This window comes from Lentzea sp. NBC_00516, assembly GCF_036346835.1.
GTDB classification, from domain to species: domain Bacteria; phylum Actinomycetota; class Actinomycetes; order Mycobacteriales; family Pseudonocardiaceae; genus Lentzea; species Lentzea sokolovensis.
On the sequence record NZ_CP107840.1, the window covers coordinates 7,020,541 to 7,038,165 of the forward strand.

A 17,625-nucleotide genomic window follows, 5' to 3' on the forward strand; every position below is an offset into this window, starting at 1 on the left:
GTGCCAGTGCGCGTTTTGTTGGTTGACGATCACGAAGTAGTCCGCAGAGGTCTGCGCGAGATGCTGGACGACGAGCCGGACATCTCGGTCATCGCCGAGGCCGGGTCCGTCGACGAGGCGGTGACCAGAGCAGCGGCGACGCCACCGGACGTGGCCGTCGTCGACGTCCAGCTCCCGGACGGCAGCGGCGTCGACCTGTGCCGGTCCTTGCGCGACCTTGGCATTCGTTGCCTCGTGCTGACCGCATTCGACGACGAGGAGGCGCTCGTCGGCGCGATCATGGCCGGTGCGTCGGGCTATCTGCTCAAGCAGGTTCGCGGTCAGGACGTCGTCACGGCCGTGCGCGAGGTCGCGGCTGGACGGTCCCTTCTGGACCCCGCGACCACAAGCCGGGTACTCGAACGGATGCGCAATCCGGCCCCGGTCGGCCTCACCGACCAGGAACAGCGCGTGCTCGAACTCATCGGTGAGGGCCTCACGAACCGCCAAATCGGTGAACGGCTCTTCCTCGCGGAGAAGACCGTCAAGAACTACGTGACGTCCGTTCTGTCCAAACTCGGCATGGAACGCCGCACGCAGGCCGCCGCGTGGGTGGCTAAACGGGGACGGACCAGGTGAGCGTCGTCCCGTTCGGCGAACTCACCACGCGAAAATCACCATTTGCGGCTTTTGCCCGTTCGGCGAGGTGTCGCAGCCCGCGCTGAGTCACGCCGGACGGGATGCCGCACCCGTTGTCGGCGACGCGCAGCAGCAGGTGCTTCTCATCGCGCCGTACGTCGATCTGGACGTGCGTCGCGCCTGAGTGCCGCACGACGTTCGACAACGCCTCACGCAACGCCGCCCGCGCGTCGTCGGCGTGCTTGCGCGGCACGTTCGCCAGGTCACCGGCCACGTGCAGGCGCGGCGGGAAGCCGAGCAGTTCCCCGGCCGTGCGGACCTCGGCCTTGATCGAGTCGTGCAGGTCGGCGGAGTCGGCCGGGTCGGTGTTGCGCAGCTTGCGGACGGTCGCGCGGACCTCGGCGATCGTCTCGTCGACCAGGTCGACGGCCTCCTCGATGCGGGCGCGCTGACCCGCGTCGAGCTTCTTGCCCAGGCGCCGTTGCAGCAGGCTGATCTGCACGCCGGCGCCGTAGAGCCGCTGGATGATCACGTCGTGCAGGTCGCGGGCGATCCGTTCGCGCTCCTCGTAGACCGCGACGCGCTGCCGTGCGGTGAAGCCCTCGGACAGCACGACGGCGAGGCCTGCCTGGGCCGCGAACGCCGTCAGCACGTCCACCGTCTCCTGCGTGAACGGCGGCTTGTCCCTACGGCGGTACACGGCCAGAGCGCCGATCTTGCGGTCCGAGGTGCCGAACGGCGCCACGGCGAACGGCCCGTAGTTCCGCAACGCCTGCGGCACGTACGGAGCCGTGCGCGGGTCGTTCGCGACGTCGTCGGCCATCAACGGGACACCGGTGCGCGCGGCCTTGGCGGCGGCACTGCGCGGACTCAAGGTCGCGACGATCGGCTCACCGCTGGACGCCTCGACGGTCAGCGTGCCGTCGTCGTCCTCCGTGGCGAGCATGGCCAGGCCGAGGTCGGCGTCCGCGATCTCCGCGGCCGCCTTCACCACGAGCCGCAGCACGTTCTCCGGGTCTTCCAGCGCCGCCGACGTGATCTCGGTGGACGCGACGAGCACGCGCCGCGCCAGAGAGGGGTCCATGGTCCTCAACGGTATGCGGGTGTGCCGAGGTCCAGCACCAGGTCCGCCCTCGCCGCCTCGTCCGGGCGGTGCGTGATGTGCAGAACCGTCCTGCCGTCCTGCCTGAGCTGCCGCAACAGCCTGCGCGCGGTCGGTTCGTCGAGGTGCGCGGTGGGTTCGTCGAGCAGCACCACGTCGGCGTCGTGCAGCAACGCCCGCGCCAAAGCCAGCCGTTGCGCCTCGCCGCCCGACACCTGATCGGGTCTGATCACCGTGTCGAGCCGATCCACCCACTCCGGCAGGCACGCCTTGCGCAGCGCCTCCTTCAAGGCCTCGTCGTCGTGCTGTCCCGACATGCGCAGGTTCTCCCTCACGGTCGTGCTGACCAGCATCGGCTCCTGCGGGCACCAGGTCGCCCTGGGCAGCTCGACGATGCCGCGTTCGGGCTGCAGGAAGCCCAGGAGCAGCGCGAACAGCGTCGACTTGCCGCTGCCGGACGGCCCGACGATCGCCACGTGCGTGCCCGGCTCGATGTTCAGGTGGAGGTCTTTCAGCGTCGGCTCGATCGCGCCGGGCCAGCGGACGTCGACGTTCTCCAGCCGGATCCGCTTGCCGCGTGGCTGCTCAGGGCGTTCTGGAGCGTCGAACTGCAAGCGCGCACTTGCTTCTCGCAACGCCCTGCGCTGCTGGGCCGCCAGCGGCAGCGCGACCAGCGGTTCGGCGAGGGCGAGCGGGACGAGACCGAGCACCGGGTTGCCGGTCGTGGCGCAGACCAGGGCCGCCGCACCGGTCGCGAGCAGGACGATCGCCGTGGCCGCGCCCGTGCCGAACGCCTGCCGGCGGGTCTGTCCCGCGAGCTCGACGTCCTCGGCGTGCAGCTGGGCCAGCAGGCGGTGGTGGGCGTCGTGCGCGATGAGGTCCGGTGCGGCGACGAGGGCGTTGATCGTCTCGCGGGCCACCTTGCGGCGCCCCCTGGCGAGCTTCGTGCTGGCCCGTCGCTCGGTCCAGACGGCGACGGCGGGCGCAGCGAGTCCGGCCGCGAGCAGCAGGCCGCCCAGCGTCACCGCGGCGACCGGGTCGATGAACGCGAACAGGACCGTGGTCGCGATGCCCGCACCGATCGCCACGACCGGCGGCACCAGCACGCGCGGCACCAGGTCGCGGACGGTGTCGACGTCCTCGACGAGCCGTTGCAGCCCGTCGCGGCGTTGCGTCCGGACGAGCCGCAACCACAGCTCGGCGCGTAGATCGTTCGCGAGACGGAACGTCTCGTCGTGCGTCACCAACCGCTCGATGTAGCGGAGCACGCCCTTGCTCAGCGCGAACGTCCGCACGCCGACGACCAGCACCGACAGTGTCAGGATCGGCGGCATCTCGGCGGCACGGGCGATCAGGTAGGCCGCCAGGGCGGTCAGGGCGATGCCCGCGGCGGCCGCGAGGATGCCCAGGCCCGCGCCCTTCCACGGGATCGGCAGGCGCTTCGGGCGTTCCTGCTGCGTCTCTTCGGTGACGACCCTGGCGAACGTCTCGTCGTCGGTCGCCTCCTTCTCGCGGTGCGAGGCGAGAACGACGGCGGCCGTGTCGCTGGCTCTCTTGATCGCTTTGTCGACTTTTCGACTTGTCACCGGGTCGAGGTGCGCGGTCGGTTCGTCGAGCAGCAGCACCGTCGCGCCGTGGCGAACCCTCAGCAGGGCGCGCGCGATTGCGACGCGTTGGCGTTCGCCTGTCGAGAGGTCGGTGATCTGGCGGTCGAGCAGATGAGCGGCCACTGCCTCGTGGGCGATCTGCTCGATGTCCTCGGCACCGGGAACCGTGAGCTCCAGCTCGGCGCGCGGGGTCGCGGCGGCGAACGCGGGCTTCTGCGGCACGTAGGCGATGTCGCCGGCGACGAACGCGGTGCCGTCCGTCGGCTCCAGGAAGCCCAGCAGCACCTGGAACGTTGTCGACTTTCCGGCACCGCTCGCGCCTTCAAGTCGATAAATCTCCCCAGGCCGGACGTCGAAGCTGATGCCGTCCGGAGCGAAGCCGTCCCGGCGCAGCACGCGCAGGTTGTCGACGTGGACCGAACCACCTGGCAGCCGGGGCCGCGCCTTGTCCTCGTGTTCCACGACCTCGGCGACCCGCCGGACCGCTTCCAGCCCGTCCTCGCTGGCGTGGTGGGCGGCACCGGCGGCGCGCAACGGCAGGTAGCACTCGGGCGCGAGGATCAGCACGACCAGCGCGGTCATCAACGTCATGTCGCCGTGCACGAGCCGGATGCCAACGCCAACAGCGATCAGCGCCACGGACAACGACGCGGCGATCTCCAGGACCAGCGCGGACAGGAACGCGATCCTCAGCGTGCCCATCGTGGCCTTGCGATGCTGCTCACCGATCTGCCGGACCGCTCCGGCCTGCTGCTTGGCCCGGCCGAAGACGGTCAGGACCGGGAGGGCGCGGAGCAGTTCGAGGAGCTGAGCCGAAAGCAGCTCGGTGACGTCAGCGGCCTTGCGGACGCGCTTCTCGGTGTACCAGCCGATCAGGGCGGCGAAGACCGGGATCAGCGGCACGGTGACCGCGATCAGCACGGCCGACGGCCAGTCGGTGAAGAGGATCCACGCACCGGCCAGTGGCGGCACGATCACGGCCGTGACCAGCGCGGGAAGGTAACGGGTGAAGTAGGCGTCGAGCGCGTCGAGGCCCTTGGTCGCGAGCACCGACAGCTCGGCCGTGCCGCGGTCGGCGATCCAGCCGGGACCGCGTTCGAACGACTTGGCCAGCAGCTGGGTCCGCAGCTCTTCCTTCGCACCTGCGGCGGCACGGGCGGCGGCGGATTCCGTCGCCCACGACAGACCCGCCCGCGCCAGGATCGCCACGGCCAGCAGCGGAAGGCCTTCGCGGGTCGTGATCACCGACGCCAGCGCGACGGCCTGGGCGACGAGCGCCAGGGCGTTGAGGAACGCCAGCGCGCCCACCCCGACGAGGGCGCGCCTGGCGTTCCTGGAGAGCTGGGGCAGAGCTCCCAGCGGGCCTCGTTTCATCAGTGGGCTGCCGGGATGTGCTTGACGCCGATGCGCTTGCGGAACACCCAGTAGGTCCAGCCCTGGTAGACGAGCACCGCGGGCGTGCCGAAGCCGGCGACCCACGTGATCACCTGCAGCGTGTAGGGGCTCGACGCGGTGTTGGCGACCGTGAGCGACCACGCGTCGTTCAGCGTCGACGGCAGGACGTTCGGGTAGAGCGAGCCGAACAGGATCGCGACGGTGGCCGCGATCGCCAGGCCCATCAACGCGAACGACTGGCCGTCGCGGTTCGCGAGCAGCCGCCACATCGCCGCGGCCAGCACCAGCACGACCGCACCGGCCCAGAGCCCGGCGACGATCGCGAGCAACGCCACCAACGGCAGAAGTGCGACGGGCGCGATCATCAAAGCGACGCGACGGGCCCGTTCGCGGATCTCGCCCTCGGTCTTCAACGCCGTGAACACGGCGCCGTGCACCAGCGCGTACCCCGCGAAGGCAAGCGCGCCAACGACTGTCTCGAGCCGGATCGCCGCGAAGGCCGAGCCCACGCGGTCGCCGTTCGCGTCGATCGGCAGGCCCAGCACCGTCGTCGAGATCAGCAGGCCGACGCAGAGCGTGGCGATCCACGAGCCGGCGACGATCGTGAAGTCCCACGCCTTGCGCCAGCGGGGATTGTCGACCTTGCCGCGGTAGTCGAACGCGACTCCGCGCCCGATCAACGCGATGAGGAACAACGTTAGTGGCAGGTACGCGGCGCTCAGCAGCGCCGCATACCAGCCGGGGAAGGCCGCGAACGTGGCACCGATCGCGACGATGAGCCACACCTCGTTGCCGTCCCAGACCGGCCCGATGGTGTTGATCATTACCCGGCGTTCGGCGTTGTCGCGGCCCAGAACGGGCAGCAGCATGCCGACGCCGAAGTCGAAACCTTCGAGGAACAGGTAGCCGAGCCACAGCACGGCGATCAGTACGAACCAGAGCGTTTCCACGTCGCCTCTCCCCTAGTACGCGAACGCCAGGGCGCCGTCGTCGGTCTTCTGGGGCAGTACGCCGGGTATCCCGCCTCTGACGTACTTGCGGATCAGGTAGAACTCCACGACCGCCAGCACGCTGTAGACCGTGGTCAGCGCGATGAGCGAGGTCAGGATCTCGCCGGGCGTCGCGGCGCTGACCGCCTGCGCGGTGAACATCCAGACGCCGTCCACCCCACTCGGGTTCGGCACGACCACGAACGGCTGCCGCCCCATCTCGGTGAAGATCCAGCCGAAGCTGTTGGCCAGGAAGGGAGTCGCGATGCCGGCGAGGCCGAGAACCGGGAACCACCATCCGGTGGGCGTCCGGTTCTTGCGGGTCAACCAGAGCATGAGGACACCGAGGCCGGCCGAGATGCCACCGAACCCGATCATCAACCGGAAACCCCAGTACGTCACGGGAAGCGCGGGCACGTAGTCGATCGGCTTGCCGCTGAGCTCACCGAGCCGCTCGTCGACGGGGTAGTTCGTACCGTACTTCTCCTGGTACAGCGGGACAAGATCCTGGATGCCCTTGACCTCGCTGCTGAAGTCGTTGTGCGCCAAGAAGCTCAGCAGTGCGGGCACCGTGATGCTCTTGACGTTCTCGCAGTCGGGCCTGGTGACGTCGCCGACCGCGAAGATGCTGAAGCTCGCGGGCTGTTCGGTGTGGCACAACGCTTCCGCGGCGGCCATCTTCATCGGCTGCTGCTCGAACATCAGCTTGCCCTGCAGGTCACCGCTGATGCTCAGCGCCGCGAACGCGACCACGCCGACCCACGTGCCGAGCTTGAGCGAGCTGCGCCAGACCCGTTCCTCCTCCGACTTGCGGTGGAGGTGCCAGGCGGCGATGCCGACGAGGAACGCACCGGACACCGCGAACGCGCCGGCGATGGTGTGCGGGAAGGCGGCGAGCACCGTGTTGTTCGTCAGCACGGCCCAGATCGAGGTGAGGCGCGGGCGGCCGTCGTGCATCTCGATGCCGACGGGGTGCTGCATCCACGAGTTGGCGGCGAGGATGAAGTACGCGCTGACCATCGTGGCGAGACTGAACGCCCAGGCACAGGCGAGGTGGACCTTCTTCGGCAGCTTGTCCCAGCCGAAGATCCACAGACCGAGGAACGTCGACTCGACGAAGAAGGCGACGATCCCCTCCATCGCGAGCGGAGCGCCGAACACGTCACCGACGAACCGCGAGTAGGCGCTCCAGGCCATGCCGAACTGGAACTCCTGCACGATGCCCGTCACGACACCCATGGCGAAGTTGATCAGGAGGAGCTTCCCCCAGAACTTCGTCATCTTGTAGTAGCGCTCGTTGCCCGTGCGCACCCACGCGGTCTGCATCCCCGCGACCAGCAGGGAAAGGCCGATCGTCAGCGGCACCATCAGGAAGTGGTAGACGGTGGTGATGCCGAACTGCCACCGCGCGAGTTCGAGTACGTCCACGTTTCCGAGCGTAGGTCTGGATCATGGCCGCCATCAGGTACGACGGTCCCGTCCATGCTCGGGACCTTGGTCCCGTGCGCGAAGTCACGCCTTTCGGGTGACATGCGTCGGTTACGATGATTTCGCCAGAGGGGAGTAGTTCCCGCCGGAGTACGTTGCCGGTGGCGTGGTGATCGACATACTGATCCGCCTTCGAGTGGATCCGGTCCCACACCCGATGCTTGTGTCGGGCGAACGAGACCTCCGGCCGGGTTGCAGCATGCCCGGTCGGGGTCTGTTGCGCCTCCGTCCGGGTTCGTATTCGGACGTGGAGGACCTTCGTGGCCACATCACTGCTCGCGTTCATCACCGCCTTCGCGGTGGTGTTCCTCGTCGAGCTCCCGGACAAGACCATGGTCGCCACCCTGGTCCTGACCACGCGTTATCGCGCGTGGCCGGTGTTCATCGGCGTGATCGCCGCCTTCGCCGTGCAGAGCGTGGTCGCCGCCGCGTTCGGTTCGGCCATCACCCTGCTCCCCGACCGGCTGGTCGCCGGAGTCGTGGCGCTGCTGTTCGGCGTGGGCGCGTTCATGCTGCTCAAGGAGGGGTTCTCGAAGGACTCCGAGTCCGCCGACGAATCCGGGACGAGTGCCGCCGTGCCGTTCTGGCGGGCGGCTTTGACGTCGTTCGGCGTGCTGTTCGCGGCCGAGTGGGGCGACGCCTCGCAGCTCGCGACCGCCGGCATCACCGCCCGGTACGGCGCTCCGCTGGCTGTCGGGCTCGGCGCCTGGCTCGCGCTGGTCTGCGTGGCCGGGCTGGCCGTCCTGGTGGGACGCAAGCTCGCCGGTCGGCTGCCGACGCACTGGATCCAGCGGGTGGCCGGGACGATCTTCGCGGTGTTCGCCGTGATCGCGTTGACGCAGGTCTTCTGATCACCAGACCGGACGCAACCCTGGCCGGTCCTCGCCGTGGACGTGCCGCAGGTACGCGGCGAGGCCCTGCCTGATGGTGGCGACCGTGTCCTCGCCGATCGCCTCGGCCATCTCACCCTCCAGGTCCGACCACAGGTTGTCCGCGAGCTTCAGGTAGTCGCGGCCCTTCGTGGTGAGCGTGACGTACTGGGCGCGCTTGTCCGTCGGGTGCGGCTCCCGCAGGACGTAACCCCACTCGTCGAGCTCGCTGACGATCTTCGCCGCCGCCTGCTTCGTGACGCCGAGGTGCTGTCCGATGTCGACGGTCGTCGCACGCCTCTCCTTGAGGAACCGGAAGACGTAACCGTGGGCGGGCCTGAGCGGTTCGAGGCCGATCTGCCGGAGGCGGTCGTGGAACTGGTCGCCCATGGCGCGGTACGTCATCGCCAGCAGCATCGGCACCGGTTCCATCTTGCTTCCCCGTTTAGGTAGACAACCTGGTTGACCTTATTCTAAGGTTAGACAACTTGGTTGACTACTTTGGAGGTTGTCTTGCTGGTCACGGGGGATTCCGCGGAGCTGCACGAGTTCGGCGGGTTCGAGTTCAGGTCACTGGCCGTGCCGTCGCGCGGCAGTTCGGAGATCGCGCTGTGGACCGTCGACGTGCCGGAGGGCGGCGACGGGACGCCACATCGGGCGTCGAAGGAGGAGGTGTTCTACGTGCTGTCCGGGTCGGTGACTATCCAGGGACAGACCGCCGGCGTCGGCGACGCCATCGTGGTGCCGCCGAACACCGAGCTGGCGCTGACCGGTGGGCCGGCGCGGGTCCTGGTGGCCACGTCGGTGGGCATCCAGGGCACGCTGGCGGACGGGCAGACGATCACGCCGCCCTGGTCGGTCTAGTGGTGTGGCTCGGAACGTTGCCGGGGGAATTCGCGGTCAGACGGGTGCATCGTGGTGCCGCCCCTACGTCCTCGTACTGGTGGCGGATTCCAGGGGTTGTTGCAACACAGGTGATCAGCTGGCTTCGGTCAGGAGTGTAGTGAGGCGTTCGGCTGGGGTGTCCCAGCCGAGCGTTTCGCGTGGGCGGCCGTTGAGTTGGACTGCGACGGCGTTGAGGTGTTCGCGGTTGTGGCCTGACAGGTCGGTGCCTTTGGGGAAGTATTGGCGCAACAGGCCGTTGGTGTTCTCGTTGCTGCCGCGCTGCCAGGGGCTGTGCGGGTCGCAGAAGTAGACGGGGATGTCTGTGGCGGCGGTGAACGTCGCGTGGCCTGACATTTCGGTGCCTTGGTCCCAGGTCAGTGACCGCCAGAGGTGGGCGGGCAGGGTCGCGACGGTGTCGATGAGGGCGTCGCGGACGACGTCCGCGGTGCGGCCGTCGGGCAGGTGCACGAGCATGACGTAGCGGGTGGTGCGTTCGACCAGGGTGCCGATGGCGGACTTCTTGTCCTTGCCGATGATCAGGTCGCCTTCCCAGTGTCCTGGGATCGCGCGGTCGTCTGCCTCGGCCGGGCGTTCGCTGATCATGACCATCGGCGTGGCCATGCGCGGGCTGCGCTGCCCGGCGTGGCGGTGCGGGCGGCGCAGCGCCCTGCCGGTGCGCAACGCCGACGCGAGTTCGCGGCGCAGCTCACCGCGTCCTTGGACATAGAGGGCCTGGTAGATCGTCTCGTGGACCACGTGCAGCTCCGGCCGGTCGGGGAAGTCCCGGCGCAAGCGTGCCACGATCTGTTCCGGGCTCCAGCGCAGGTCCAGGCCGTCCTGGACGGCTTGGCGCAGCGCGGGGTTCGCGGCGATCTTGCCGATCTTCGGGCGGGGCCGGCGTGCTTGGGCACGGGCCTGGGCGGCGTGTGGCCGGTAGTCCCCGGACACCGGGTGCGCGTTGTGCCGCAGTTCCCGGCTGATCGTCGACCGGTGACGGCCTAGTTCCTCCGCGATCCGTTGCAGGGTGACGCCGGCCCTGCGGCGGTCGGCGATGACGATGCGTTCGTCCTCGTTGAGGAACCGGCCCCGCACAACAGAAGACGCCGCCGACGTGATCGGCGGCGCTGCTTTCCTGCCAGCTGTCGGGTTGGTGCCGTTCCGCCAGCGTTTACCGGTCCGGACATTCACCCCGACGATCCTGCACGCTTCCCGACTGCTCACGCCTTGACCCACGAGCGCAAGGTAGGCCTCACGCTCACGCGTCAGACGACGACCGACCCGAACGACAGACCGGTCCCGGACCTCGAAGTCCACCGCAACCCCTCAACTGAGGTGTTGCAACGACCACTAGAACCCAAGGGTTGTACGGGGGCGTGGGGGCGGCGCCGCGAGGTGCCCTGCTGAGCGTGGATTACCTCGCCAACGTTCCGAGTCGCGCCACTAGTTAGCCGGGGAGCCTTCCTCACGAGGAGGCTCCGGCGTGGTGTCCGGGACCTCTTCGCGCAGCTCGCGGGCGAACTTCTTGGCGTCGTCGATGAGTTCCTGGGACTCCTCGAGGCGACTCTCGTCAGGTGGGGTGAGGCCGGCTTCGTCGGGCTTCGTGAGGCGGTCTTCGTCCGGTGTGGTCACGGCTCTGGGATCGGCGAATCCGACGATCGTGAAACTCCGGCCATCAGGCCGCGGACGTGCGCGGCCAGGCGTTCGGCGATCTCCAGGTCCCACTCGTCGTCGGCGGCCGGTTGAGGGGTCTCGCCCGCCACGACGCGTTCGCCGAGCAGGCGGCGCTCGGCGGGCGTGAAGTCGGTGATGGCTCGGCGGAGCAACGGGAGGGCGTCGTCGAACGCCTCGCCGCGCAGGCCGCTGAGCCAGTCGTCGATGAGGCCGAACAGGCGTGGGTCGGCGGCGAGGAGGGTGGCCGAGCCGCGGAGGAAGCCGGCCACGAACGCGCTGGCGACGTTGCGGTGCAGGCGGGCCGCCACGTCGTCGCTGGTCAGCTCCCCCGCTTCCCAGAGCAGGCGGGTGGCCCTGCCCGTCGGGAGGCCGTGCGCCTCGGCCTTGACCAGCGCGTGCAGGGCTCGCCACCAGGTCTTCTGGTGGTCGTCGTCGGCCGCCAGGCGGGTGGCCTCGTGGGCACCGTCCACGACCTGGAGGGCGTGCTCCGCCGTCTCGTCGTCGACGTTGCGGCAGGCGAGCGGCAGGCCGACGGCTCCTCGGGTGAGCAGGCCGTGCAGGGCCACGCGCAGCAGTTCCGGGTCGGTGCCCCGGACCGATCCGTAGCGGACCGTCCTGGCCAGGTCCGGGAGGGCGGCGAGCAGTTCGAGGGCGTCAGTGGCCATGGCGGCGCAGCGGTCCAGGGCCTGGCGCGCCTCGGTCACGGCCGCCGGGAGTTCGCAGCCCACGGACTTGGTGAGGGTCGCGGCGGCGTCGGCGACCCGTTTGGCGTCCTTGGCTGCCTGGGTGAGGACGTTCTCCGCTGCCGTGTGGACCGTGGTGCCGTGGCGGGCGGCCACGGCGACGGACACCGCGAAGATCGGGTCCCAGCGCAGTTGCCAGACCTCGGCGAAGGTGCCGAGCGAGTTGGAGCGGTCCGGTTTGCCCCACGGGACGCCGAGAACTTCCAGGCGTTGCAGGAGTTTCGAGCGTTCGCGGTCGGTGTCCTTGCGGAGGTCCAGCTTGAGCGGCTTGGGCTGGACGTCCGCGGGAAGGCGGAGTCTGCGTTGCAGGCGTTGGAGATCCGCGGCCAGGGGTGAGCGCGGGACGGCCTCGCCCACCTCGCCGAGGCGTTCGCCGACGACGAGTTTGCGGTGGACCAGCTGGAGCGGGATCTCGTCGCCGCCGCAGAGAACAGCCAGCGCCGCCTCGTTCACCTCACTCAGGCCCGCCGAAGGGCGTTCGCGCAGTGCGGCAAGGGTTTCCGCGAGACGGACTGCTTCCACGGCGCTCGCCGTGGAGGCCGGGAGGTCTTCCGCGCGGAGCACCGCCGCGGCTTTGGCGAACCAGCGCGGGACGACGTCGGACTGGTGCTGCCAGAGGTGCGCGTACCAGCCGGGCGAGTCGACACCGGCACCGTAGCCGGACTCGGCGGCCAGCTGGCCGTGGCTCCACGGGACCCAGGTGCCGGAGATCTTGCGGCGGCGCAGGCCTTTGAGCAGGGCGGTGTCGGCGGCGACGGTCGGTTTGGTGAGCAGCGCCGGGACGTGCCACGCGCCGCAGACGACGACTATCGGGCCGTCGGTGTCCTTGCGCGCCTTGCGGATCGTCTGGCGCATGAACGCTTCTCGGCGCAGAGTGCGTTCACCTACTTCGCCTTCGAGCTCCTTGCGCACGGCGACCATGGCCTCGGCGATGGCGTCCGCGAGATCGATCGGGTCCGACGCGCTGTGCTCGACCACGTCCTCCCACCAGCGTTCCGGGTCGTCGAAACCCGCGGCCTCGGCGAGCAGGCCGATGGGGTCGACGTTGCCGCTCGGGCCCTCGTCGCCGATCGACGCCGCCGCCGGCAGGTCGAAGAAACGGGCCTGGACGCCGTTCTCGGCCGCGTAGCGGAGGGCCTGCCACTCCGGGGAGAACTCCGCGAACGGCCAGAAGGCGGCGTTCTCGGGTTCCGTCTCGTCGTGCAGCAGGATCGCGACCGGCGGGGTGAGGGCGGGGACGTGTTCGAGGAGCGCGTCCGCCTCGGGTGGCCCTTCGATCAGGATGAGCGCCGGACGCGTCTGCTCCAGCGCCCGCTTGACCATCCTGGCCGAGCCGGGACCGTGGTGCCGGATGCCCAGCAGGACCGGCGCGGAGTCAGGCTCAGTCACCGCTGGCGTCCAGGCAGGCCCGGTAGAGGTCACGCCATTCGGCGCGCTCCTTCAGCACCGTCTCCAGGTACTCCTGCCAGACCGTCGCGTCCGACACCCTGTCCTTGATCACGGACCCGATCAGGCCGCTGGCCAGCTCGTCCGCGCCCAGCGTGCCGTCGCCGAAGTGGCCGGCCAGCGCCATGCCGTTCGCGATGACCGAGATCGCCTCCGCCGTGGACAGGCTGCCGCTCGGCTTCTTCAGCTGCGTGCGACCGTCCACGGTGGAGCCGTTGCGCAGCTCGCGGAAGATCCGCACGACGCGGCGCACCTCGTCGAGCGCGGGAGGTTCGGCGGGCAACTGGAGCGCCTTGCCGAGCTGCTGGGACCTGGTGAGGACGATCTCGACCTCGGCGTCCTCGGTCGCGGGCGGCGGCAGCACGACGGTGTTGAAGCGCCGCGCGAGCGCCGACGACATCTGGTTGACGCCCCGGTCGCGGTCGTTGGCCGTGGCGATGACCGTGAAGCCCGGCACGGCCTGGATCTGCGTGTTGAGCTCGGGCACCGGCAGCGACTTCTCGCTCAGCACCGTGATGAACGAGTCCTGCACCTCGGACGGCATGCGGGTCAGCTCCTCGACCCGGACGACCGTGCCCAGCTGCATGCCGCGCATGACCGGGCTCGGCACGAGGGCGTTCTCGCTCGGGCCCTCGGCGATCAGGCGGGCGTAGTTCCAGCCGTAGCGGACCTGGTCCTCGCTCGTGCCGGCCGTGCCCTGGACCACCAGCGTCGAGTCGCCGCTGATCGCCGCCGCGAGGTGCTCGGACAGCCACGACTTCGCCGTGCCCGGCACACCGACGAGCAGCAACGCCCTGTCCGTGACCAGCGTGCCCACCGCGACCTCGACGAGCCTGCGCGCGCCCACGTACTTCGGCGAGATCACGGTGCCGTCGGGCAGCGTGCCGCCCAGGACGTAGGTGACCACGGCCTGCGGGGACAGCCGCCAGTTGGGCGGCCTCTGCCGGTCGTCCTGGGCCGCCACGGCTTCCAGCTCGGCGGCGTACTGCTGTTCGGCCGTCGGCCTGAGCACGGCGGTCACTGGGCCTCCTGAGGCGGTGCTGGTGCGAACGATTCACGCAGTCGGATGCGGAGGCGGAGAACCTCCAGTTCCAGGGAGTTCTCCGGCCAGCGACGGGTCAGAGCCTCCCAGCTCGCGCCGAGCAGGTCCGCGTCGCCCCGCGCCAGCAGCACGGCCGGCGGACGGCCCGCCCGCCAGCGCGGATCGGGCAGTGCCGCGTACCGGTGCAGGAGCGCGCGGGTGGTCTCGGGCGACCACGGTGCCGGGAGTTGGGCGCAGGCGTGGTCGAGGAGGTCGTAGTGCCAGTTCTTCGACACGGCGACGACCGCCTGCTCGGCGACCTCGGCCGGCAGCGCCGCGAGCATTTCGAGCTGCTCCATGCCGGTCAGCGTCTCGGCGGCGGCGACCGCCCAGGGACGCGGGTCGTTGGCTGCGGCGAGCTGGTCCGCGACGCCCCTGAGCAGTGGCGCGGCCCACGGACCCCTTCTGAGCATGCCGGCGGCTTTGGCGTCGTCGGCCTTGAGAGTCGACGTCCAGTACGACGGCGGAACACTCGCGGCCGCGGCCCGAATACGACCGGCAACGCCCTTCTCCGACCCATCGCGCATGAGGTCGCGCAGCTCCGCCGCGTCGGGCTGCCCGGTCCAGAGCTCGTCCGGCCGCACGTCGAGCCCGTCGGCGGTCAGGCGGAGACCGTGCCGCAGCCGGTGCGCCGCGCGGGCGGCGAGACGCGTGCGCCCCAGCTTGCGGAGGAGGCGGAGAGCCTCGTCGTGGACCGCGGCCGCCTTGTCGTCGAGTGCCGCCTCGAGAAGCCGCTCGTCCTCCGGTCCCAGACCGGTTTCGAGGGCACTGATCAGCACCTGGCGATCGGCCGAGCGCCGTGACTCCGCGAACTCCTCCGCGATGAACGCGCCGACCGCGGCCGGATCGGCCTTGCGCCTGCGGCGGAGGGCACGAACCCGTTGGGCGCTGGGGAGATCGAGGACCTCCTGGAGCGGGACCTCGTCCACGAGCGGTGCGGCGCCACTCGCCCAGGACCAGCCGGGACGGGTGCCGGCGAGCCAGCGGCCGCGCGTGCCCAGGACCTCGACCACCGCGGCACGGAGTCCGGGCCGGGCGGTGCCGAGGGCGAGCAGGGCGGGAAGCATGCGGTGCTCCGCCACGACGTGGTTGGCCTTGGCCAGGGCGCACCACTCGGTGAGCAGCACCTCGTCGTCGACGCTCATGATCGCGTCCAGGACCGCTCTGGCGGCCGGCCTGGGAAGTTCCGCGGTCTCGGGTGGGGCGAGCGGCAGCGGGTCGGCGGTGGCCTCCTGCGGGAGGGTGGCGCCGAACGCGGCCACGCCCAGGGCGGCGCAGTCGGACAGCAGGGCCGTCGGGTCGCCACCACCTCTCGTGGTGCCGATGAGGAGGTCCTGGACGGTCTTGGACCAGTCGGCCTTCACGCCACCACCTCGAGGGCGCCGTCCAGCACGATCGCTCCCAGGCGGAGCGCGTGGCCGTCCCAGAGGCCCCACGCGTCGAACGGGGTGCCGCCGGTCAGCGCCAGGGCCATGTCCAGGCCCGTGTCGTCACGGACCGGCAGCGCGTGCCCGGAGGTGTCGACCAGGGAGGTGCCGTGCAGGCGGACGGTCGCGCAGCCGAGCGGGAACAGGCGTTGCCACGGGTCGGCCACCAGCATCGGTTCCAGCGACGCCAACGACGCGCGCCACGACTCGGGTGCCGGAACCGGGCCGGGCGCCCGGGAACCTTCCAGTTCGCCCAGTGCCACCCGGTCCGAGGCCGGGTACGGGTGGACGAGGGCCGAGGACTCCAGGCCGTGAGGCAGCAACGGCACCGGGGCTCCGACGGCGGAGTGGCGGATTGCCACCGCCCAGCGGCCCGTCTGACGGCCCCAGCACCACTGGCGGATGGTGCGGACCCTGCCGTCGTCGGTTTCCAGGCGCAGCAGGGCGACCCAGCGGTCGGAGATTCCCGGTGAGGCCTTCACCGTCTCCTCGGGCACGGTGACGCCCAGGCGGGTACGCGGCTGCACGAAGCACAACAGGTGCAGGCCGCCCAGACGGTCCGCCACGTCGGCCGTCCAGCGAGGGCCCGAGCGCGCGACGATCTCCTGGATCTCGGTGACCGCGGCGGCCACGCCGGGGACCTGGGCGTCGATCATGCGGGCGATGAACGCCTGCCACCACGAGGCCGGGCGGCCGGGCAGGGACGCGATGCCGGCCGAGGCCACGTCGAGGAGCCAGTCGCGCAGGCCGTCGATGCCCGAGGACATCGCGGACGCGCGGTTCGCCGCCGTCTTCTCGCGAGAACGCGCACGGCGGGCCACGGCCTCGGGCGAGGAGTCCAGCTCACGAGCCGCACGCCGCTGGGTCCACTCCTCCACCCAGTCGGGCGGAAGTGCGTCCGGGATGTCGAGCTCCTGCAGGCTCACGGCGTGCTTGCAGGGGAACTTGCGGGACGGGCAGGTGCACTTGGCCGAGCCCGCGGCCAGGTCGACGCACACGCGGTACGGCATCGAGCCGGAGCCCGTGTAGAGGCCCCACAGCACCGGCAGGGCCTTGCCCAGGCCCTGCCAGCGCATCGGAACGGCTCGTGTCCTCACGGAACCAAACTAGCGAGGACCCCCGACAGAAAATCAGGCCGGACCGCGACGGGCCCACGTCCACGCGTAAGCAGGGTCTTCACAGGCCTCCGCGGCCTCGCCCAACTCCAAGGGGCGGAACGTGTCCACCATGACCGCGGTCTCGTCGAAGTAGTCCAGGCCCAGCGAGGCCTCGACGGCTCCGGGCTGCGGGCCGTGCGTGCAACCGGACGGGTGCAGCGACATCGAGCCGATGCCGATGCCGGAGCCCTTGCGCGCCTCGTAGTTGCCGCCGACGTAGAACATCAGCTCGTCCGAGTCGACGTTCGCGTGGTTGTACGGCACCGGCACGGCCAGCGGGTGGTAGTCGACCTTGCGCGGGCAGAACGAGCACACGACGAAGTTCGGGCCCTCGAACGTCTGGTGCACGGGCGGCGGCTGGTGCACACGGCCGGTGATCGGCTCGAAGTCGCGGATGTTGAACGCCCACGGGTACAGGTGCCCGTCCCAGCCGACGACGTCGAACGGGTGGTTCGCGTAGGTGAACTTCGTGAGCCCCGCACGATGCCGCACGAGCACGTCGACGTCGGTCCCCTCGACGAGCAACGGCTCGGAGGGCCCGCGGATGTCCCGCTCGCAGTACGGCGAGTGCTCCAGGAACTGGCCGGCCTTCGACAGGTACCGCTTGGGCGGTCCGATGTGCCCGGTCGCCTCCAGCACGAGCAACGACATCGGCGCCGACGGCACGACCCGGTAGGTGCACGAGGTCGGGATCACGACGTAGTCGCCGTCACCGACGGTCAAGGAACCGTAGATCGTCTCGATGACACCCGAACCGCCCTGCACGTACAGCAGTTCGTCACCGAAAGCGTTGCGGTACAACGGAGAAGGCGCGGACGCCACGACGAAACCAATGGTCACGTCCGGGTTCCCGAACAGCTTCCGGCGGCCGGTGACGGCGTCCACGTCGTCAGAAGCCCAGGTCAGGTCCGTGGTCTTGAAGTGGCGCGGCTTCAGCGGCAGGTTCGGCGCGGCACCCCCGCGCTCGTCCTTCACCGTCTCCGCGTTGACGATCGCCGTCGGCAGGTACCGGTGGTAGAGCAGTGCCGAATCGGCCGAGAAACCCTCGACCCCCATGAGCTCTTCCGCGTAGAGGCCACCGTCCGGTTTGCGGAACTGGGTGTGGCGCTTTCGGGGGATCTCTCCCACCTGGCGGTAGTAGGCCATG

The 17,625-nt window shown here is 70.1% G+C and carries 15 protein-coding genes; 3 read left to right on the forward strand and 12 right to left on the reverse strand.

The features are described 5' to 3' along the window. Positions 1-618, forward strand: a complete 618-nt coding sequence (locus OG205_RS31995) for a response regulator transcription factor (protein ID WP_330271677.1) — start codon at positions 1-3, stop codon at positions 616-618. Here OG205_RS31995 and OG205_RS32000 read toward each other — a convergent pair. From OG205_RS32000 to OG205_RS32015, 4 genes are read right to left on the reverse strand one after another with little or no spacing between them, the layout of a single operon-like run. Continuing rightward, on the reverse strand, positions 596-1,702 hold the full coding sequence (locus OG205_RS32000) for a GAF domain-containing sensor histidine kinase (protein WP_330271678.1): 1,107 nt from the start codon (positions 1,700-1,702) through the stop codon (positions 596-598). The genes OG205_RS31995 and OG205_RS32000 overlap by 23 nt on opposite strands. Before the next feature lie 5 nt (positions 1,703-1,707). Next, positions 1,708-4,701 (reverse strand): thiol reductant ABC exporter subunit CydD, encoded by a 2,994-nt coding sequence (cydD, locus tag OG205_RS32005; RefSeq protein WP_330271679.1) that lies wholly within the window; start codon positions 4,699-4,701, stop codon positions 1,708-1,710. Then, the gene (cydB, locus tag OG205_RS32010; RefSeq protein WP_330271680.1) at positions 4,701-5,672 is read right to left on the reverse strand and encodes a cytochrome d ubiquinol oxidase subunit II; all 972 of its coding nucleotides are present in this window, start codon (positions 5,670-5,672) and stop codon (positions 4,701-4,703) included. Before cydB ends, cydD begins: the two co-directional genes overlap by 1 nt. A gap of 12 nt (positions 5,673-5,684) precedes the next feature. Continuing rightward, positions 5,685-7,139: a cytochrome ubiquinol oxidase subunit I gene (locus tag OG205_RS32015; protein WP_330271681.1), complete on the reverse strand. Its 1,455-nt coding sequence runs from the start codon at positions 7,137-7,139 to the stop codon at positions 5,685-5,687. Positions 7,140-7,471: 332 nt separating this feature from the next. Here OG205_RS32015 and OG205_RS32020 point away from each other — a divergent pair, with 332 nt between their 5' ends. Next, the gene (locus OG205_RS32020; RefSeq protein ID WP_330278272.1) at positions 7,472-8,050 is read left to right on the forward strand and encodes a TMEM165/GDT1 family protein; all 579 of its coding nucleotides are present in this window, start codon (positions 7,472-7,474) and stop codon (positions 8,048-8,050) included. On the opposite strand, the gene OG205_RS32025 is transcribed toward OG205_RS32020, so the two are convergent. Continuing rightward, positions 8,051-8,500 carry a MarR family winged helix-turn-helix transcriptional regulator gene (locus OG205_RS32025; RefSeq protein WP_330271682.1) on the reverse strand — a complete coding sequence of 150 codons (450 nt, stop codon included), beginning with the start codon at positions 8,498-8,500 and terminating at the stop codon, positions 8,051-8,053. Between the two features lie 81 nt (positions 8,501-8,581). Here OG205_RS32025 and OG205_RS32030 point away from each other — a divergent pair, with 81 nt between their 5' ends. Then, a complete protein-coding gene (locus tag OG205_RS32030) occupies positions 8,582-8,932 on the forward strand; it encodes a cupin domain-containing protein (protein WP_330271683.1) in 351 nt (116 codons plus the stop codon). Positions 8,933-9,046: 114 nt separating this feature from the next. Here OG205_RS32030 and OG205_RS32035 read toward each other — a convergent pair whose 3' ends face one another. The 7 genes from OG205_RS32035 to OG205_RS32065 all read right to left on the reverse strand — a co-directional run bounded on the left by OG205_RS32035 (position 9,047) and on the right by OG205_RS32065 (position 17,624). Next, entirely contained in the window at positions 9,047-10,174 is a 1,128-nt protein-coding gene (locus tag OG205_RS32035) for an IS30 family transposase (protein ID WP_442916606.1), read from the reverse strand. 219 nt (positions 10,175-10,393) lie between these two features. Continuing rightward, positions 10,394-10,582 (reverse strand): hypothetical protein, encoded by a 189-nt coding sequence (locus OG205_RS32040; RefSeq protein ID WP_330271684.1) that lies wholly within the window; start codon positions 10,580-10,582, stop codon positions 10,394-10,396. Next, complete coding sequence (locus OG205_RS32045; protein WP_330271685.1) at positions 10,579-12,756, reverse strand: DUF5682 family protein; 2,178 nt, start codon at positions 12,754-12,756, stop codon at positions 10,579-10,581. Before OG205_RS32045 ends, OG205_RS32040 begins: the two co-directional genes overlap by 4 nt. After that, positions 12,749-13,834, reverse strand: coding sequence for an ATP-binding protein (locus OG205_RS32050; RefSeq protein ID WP_330271686.1), 1,086 nt, complete (start codon positions 13,832-13,834; stop codon positions 12,749-12,751). The genes OG205_RS32045 and OG205_RS32050 overlap by 8 nt, the downstream gene beginning before the upstream one ends. Beyond that, on the reverse strand, positions 13,831-15,258 hold the full coding sequence (locus OG205_RS32055; protein ID WP_330271687.1) for a DUF5691 domain-containing protein: 1,428 nt from the start codon (positions 15,256-15,258) through the stop codon (positions 13,831-13,833). The genes OG205_RS32050 and OG205_RS32055 overlap by 4 nt, the downstream gene beginning before the upstream one ends. After that, positions 15,255-16,418 (reverse strand): SWIM zinc finger family protein, encoded by a 1,164-nt coding sequence (locus tag OG205_RS32060; protein WP_330271688.1) that lies wholly within the window; start codon positions 16,416-16,418, stop codon positions 15,255-15,257. The genes OG205_RS32055 and OG205_RS32060 overlap by 4 nt, the downstream gene beginning before the upstream one ends. Positions 16,419-16,451: 33 nt before the next feature. Then, on the reverse strand, positions 16,452-17,624 hold the full coding sequence (locus OG205_RS32065) for a homogentisate 1,2-dioxygenase (protein ID WP_330271689.1): 1,173 nt from the start codon (positions 17,622-17,624) through the stop codon (positions 16,452-16,454). Position 17,625 lies beyond the last annotated feature (1 nt).

What these genes read in the sequence shown, in the direction of transcription:
- cydD (WP_330271679.1), bottom strand. Translation starts at nt 4,701, where the DNA reads ATGAAACGAGGCCCGCTGGGAGCTCTGCCCCAGCTCTCCAGGAACGCC.
- OG205_RS32000 (WP_330271678.1), bottom strand. Translation starts at nt 1,702, where the DNA reads ATGGACCCCTCTCTGGCGCGGCGCGTGCTCGTCGCGTCCACCGAGATC.
- OG205_RS32025 (WP_330271682.1), bottom strand. Translation starts at nt 8,500, where the DNA reads ATGGAACCGGTGCCGATGCTGCTGGCGATGACGTACCGCGCCATGGGC.
- OG205_RS32065 (WP_330271689.1), bottom strand. Translation starts at nt 17,624, where the DNA reads ATGGCCTACTACCGCCAGGTGGGAGAGATCCCCCGAAAGCGCCACACC.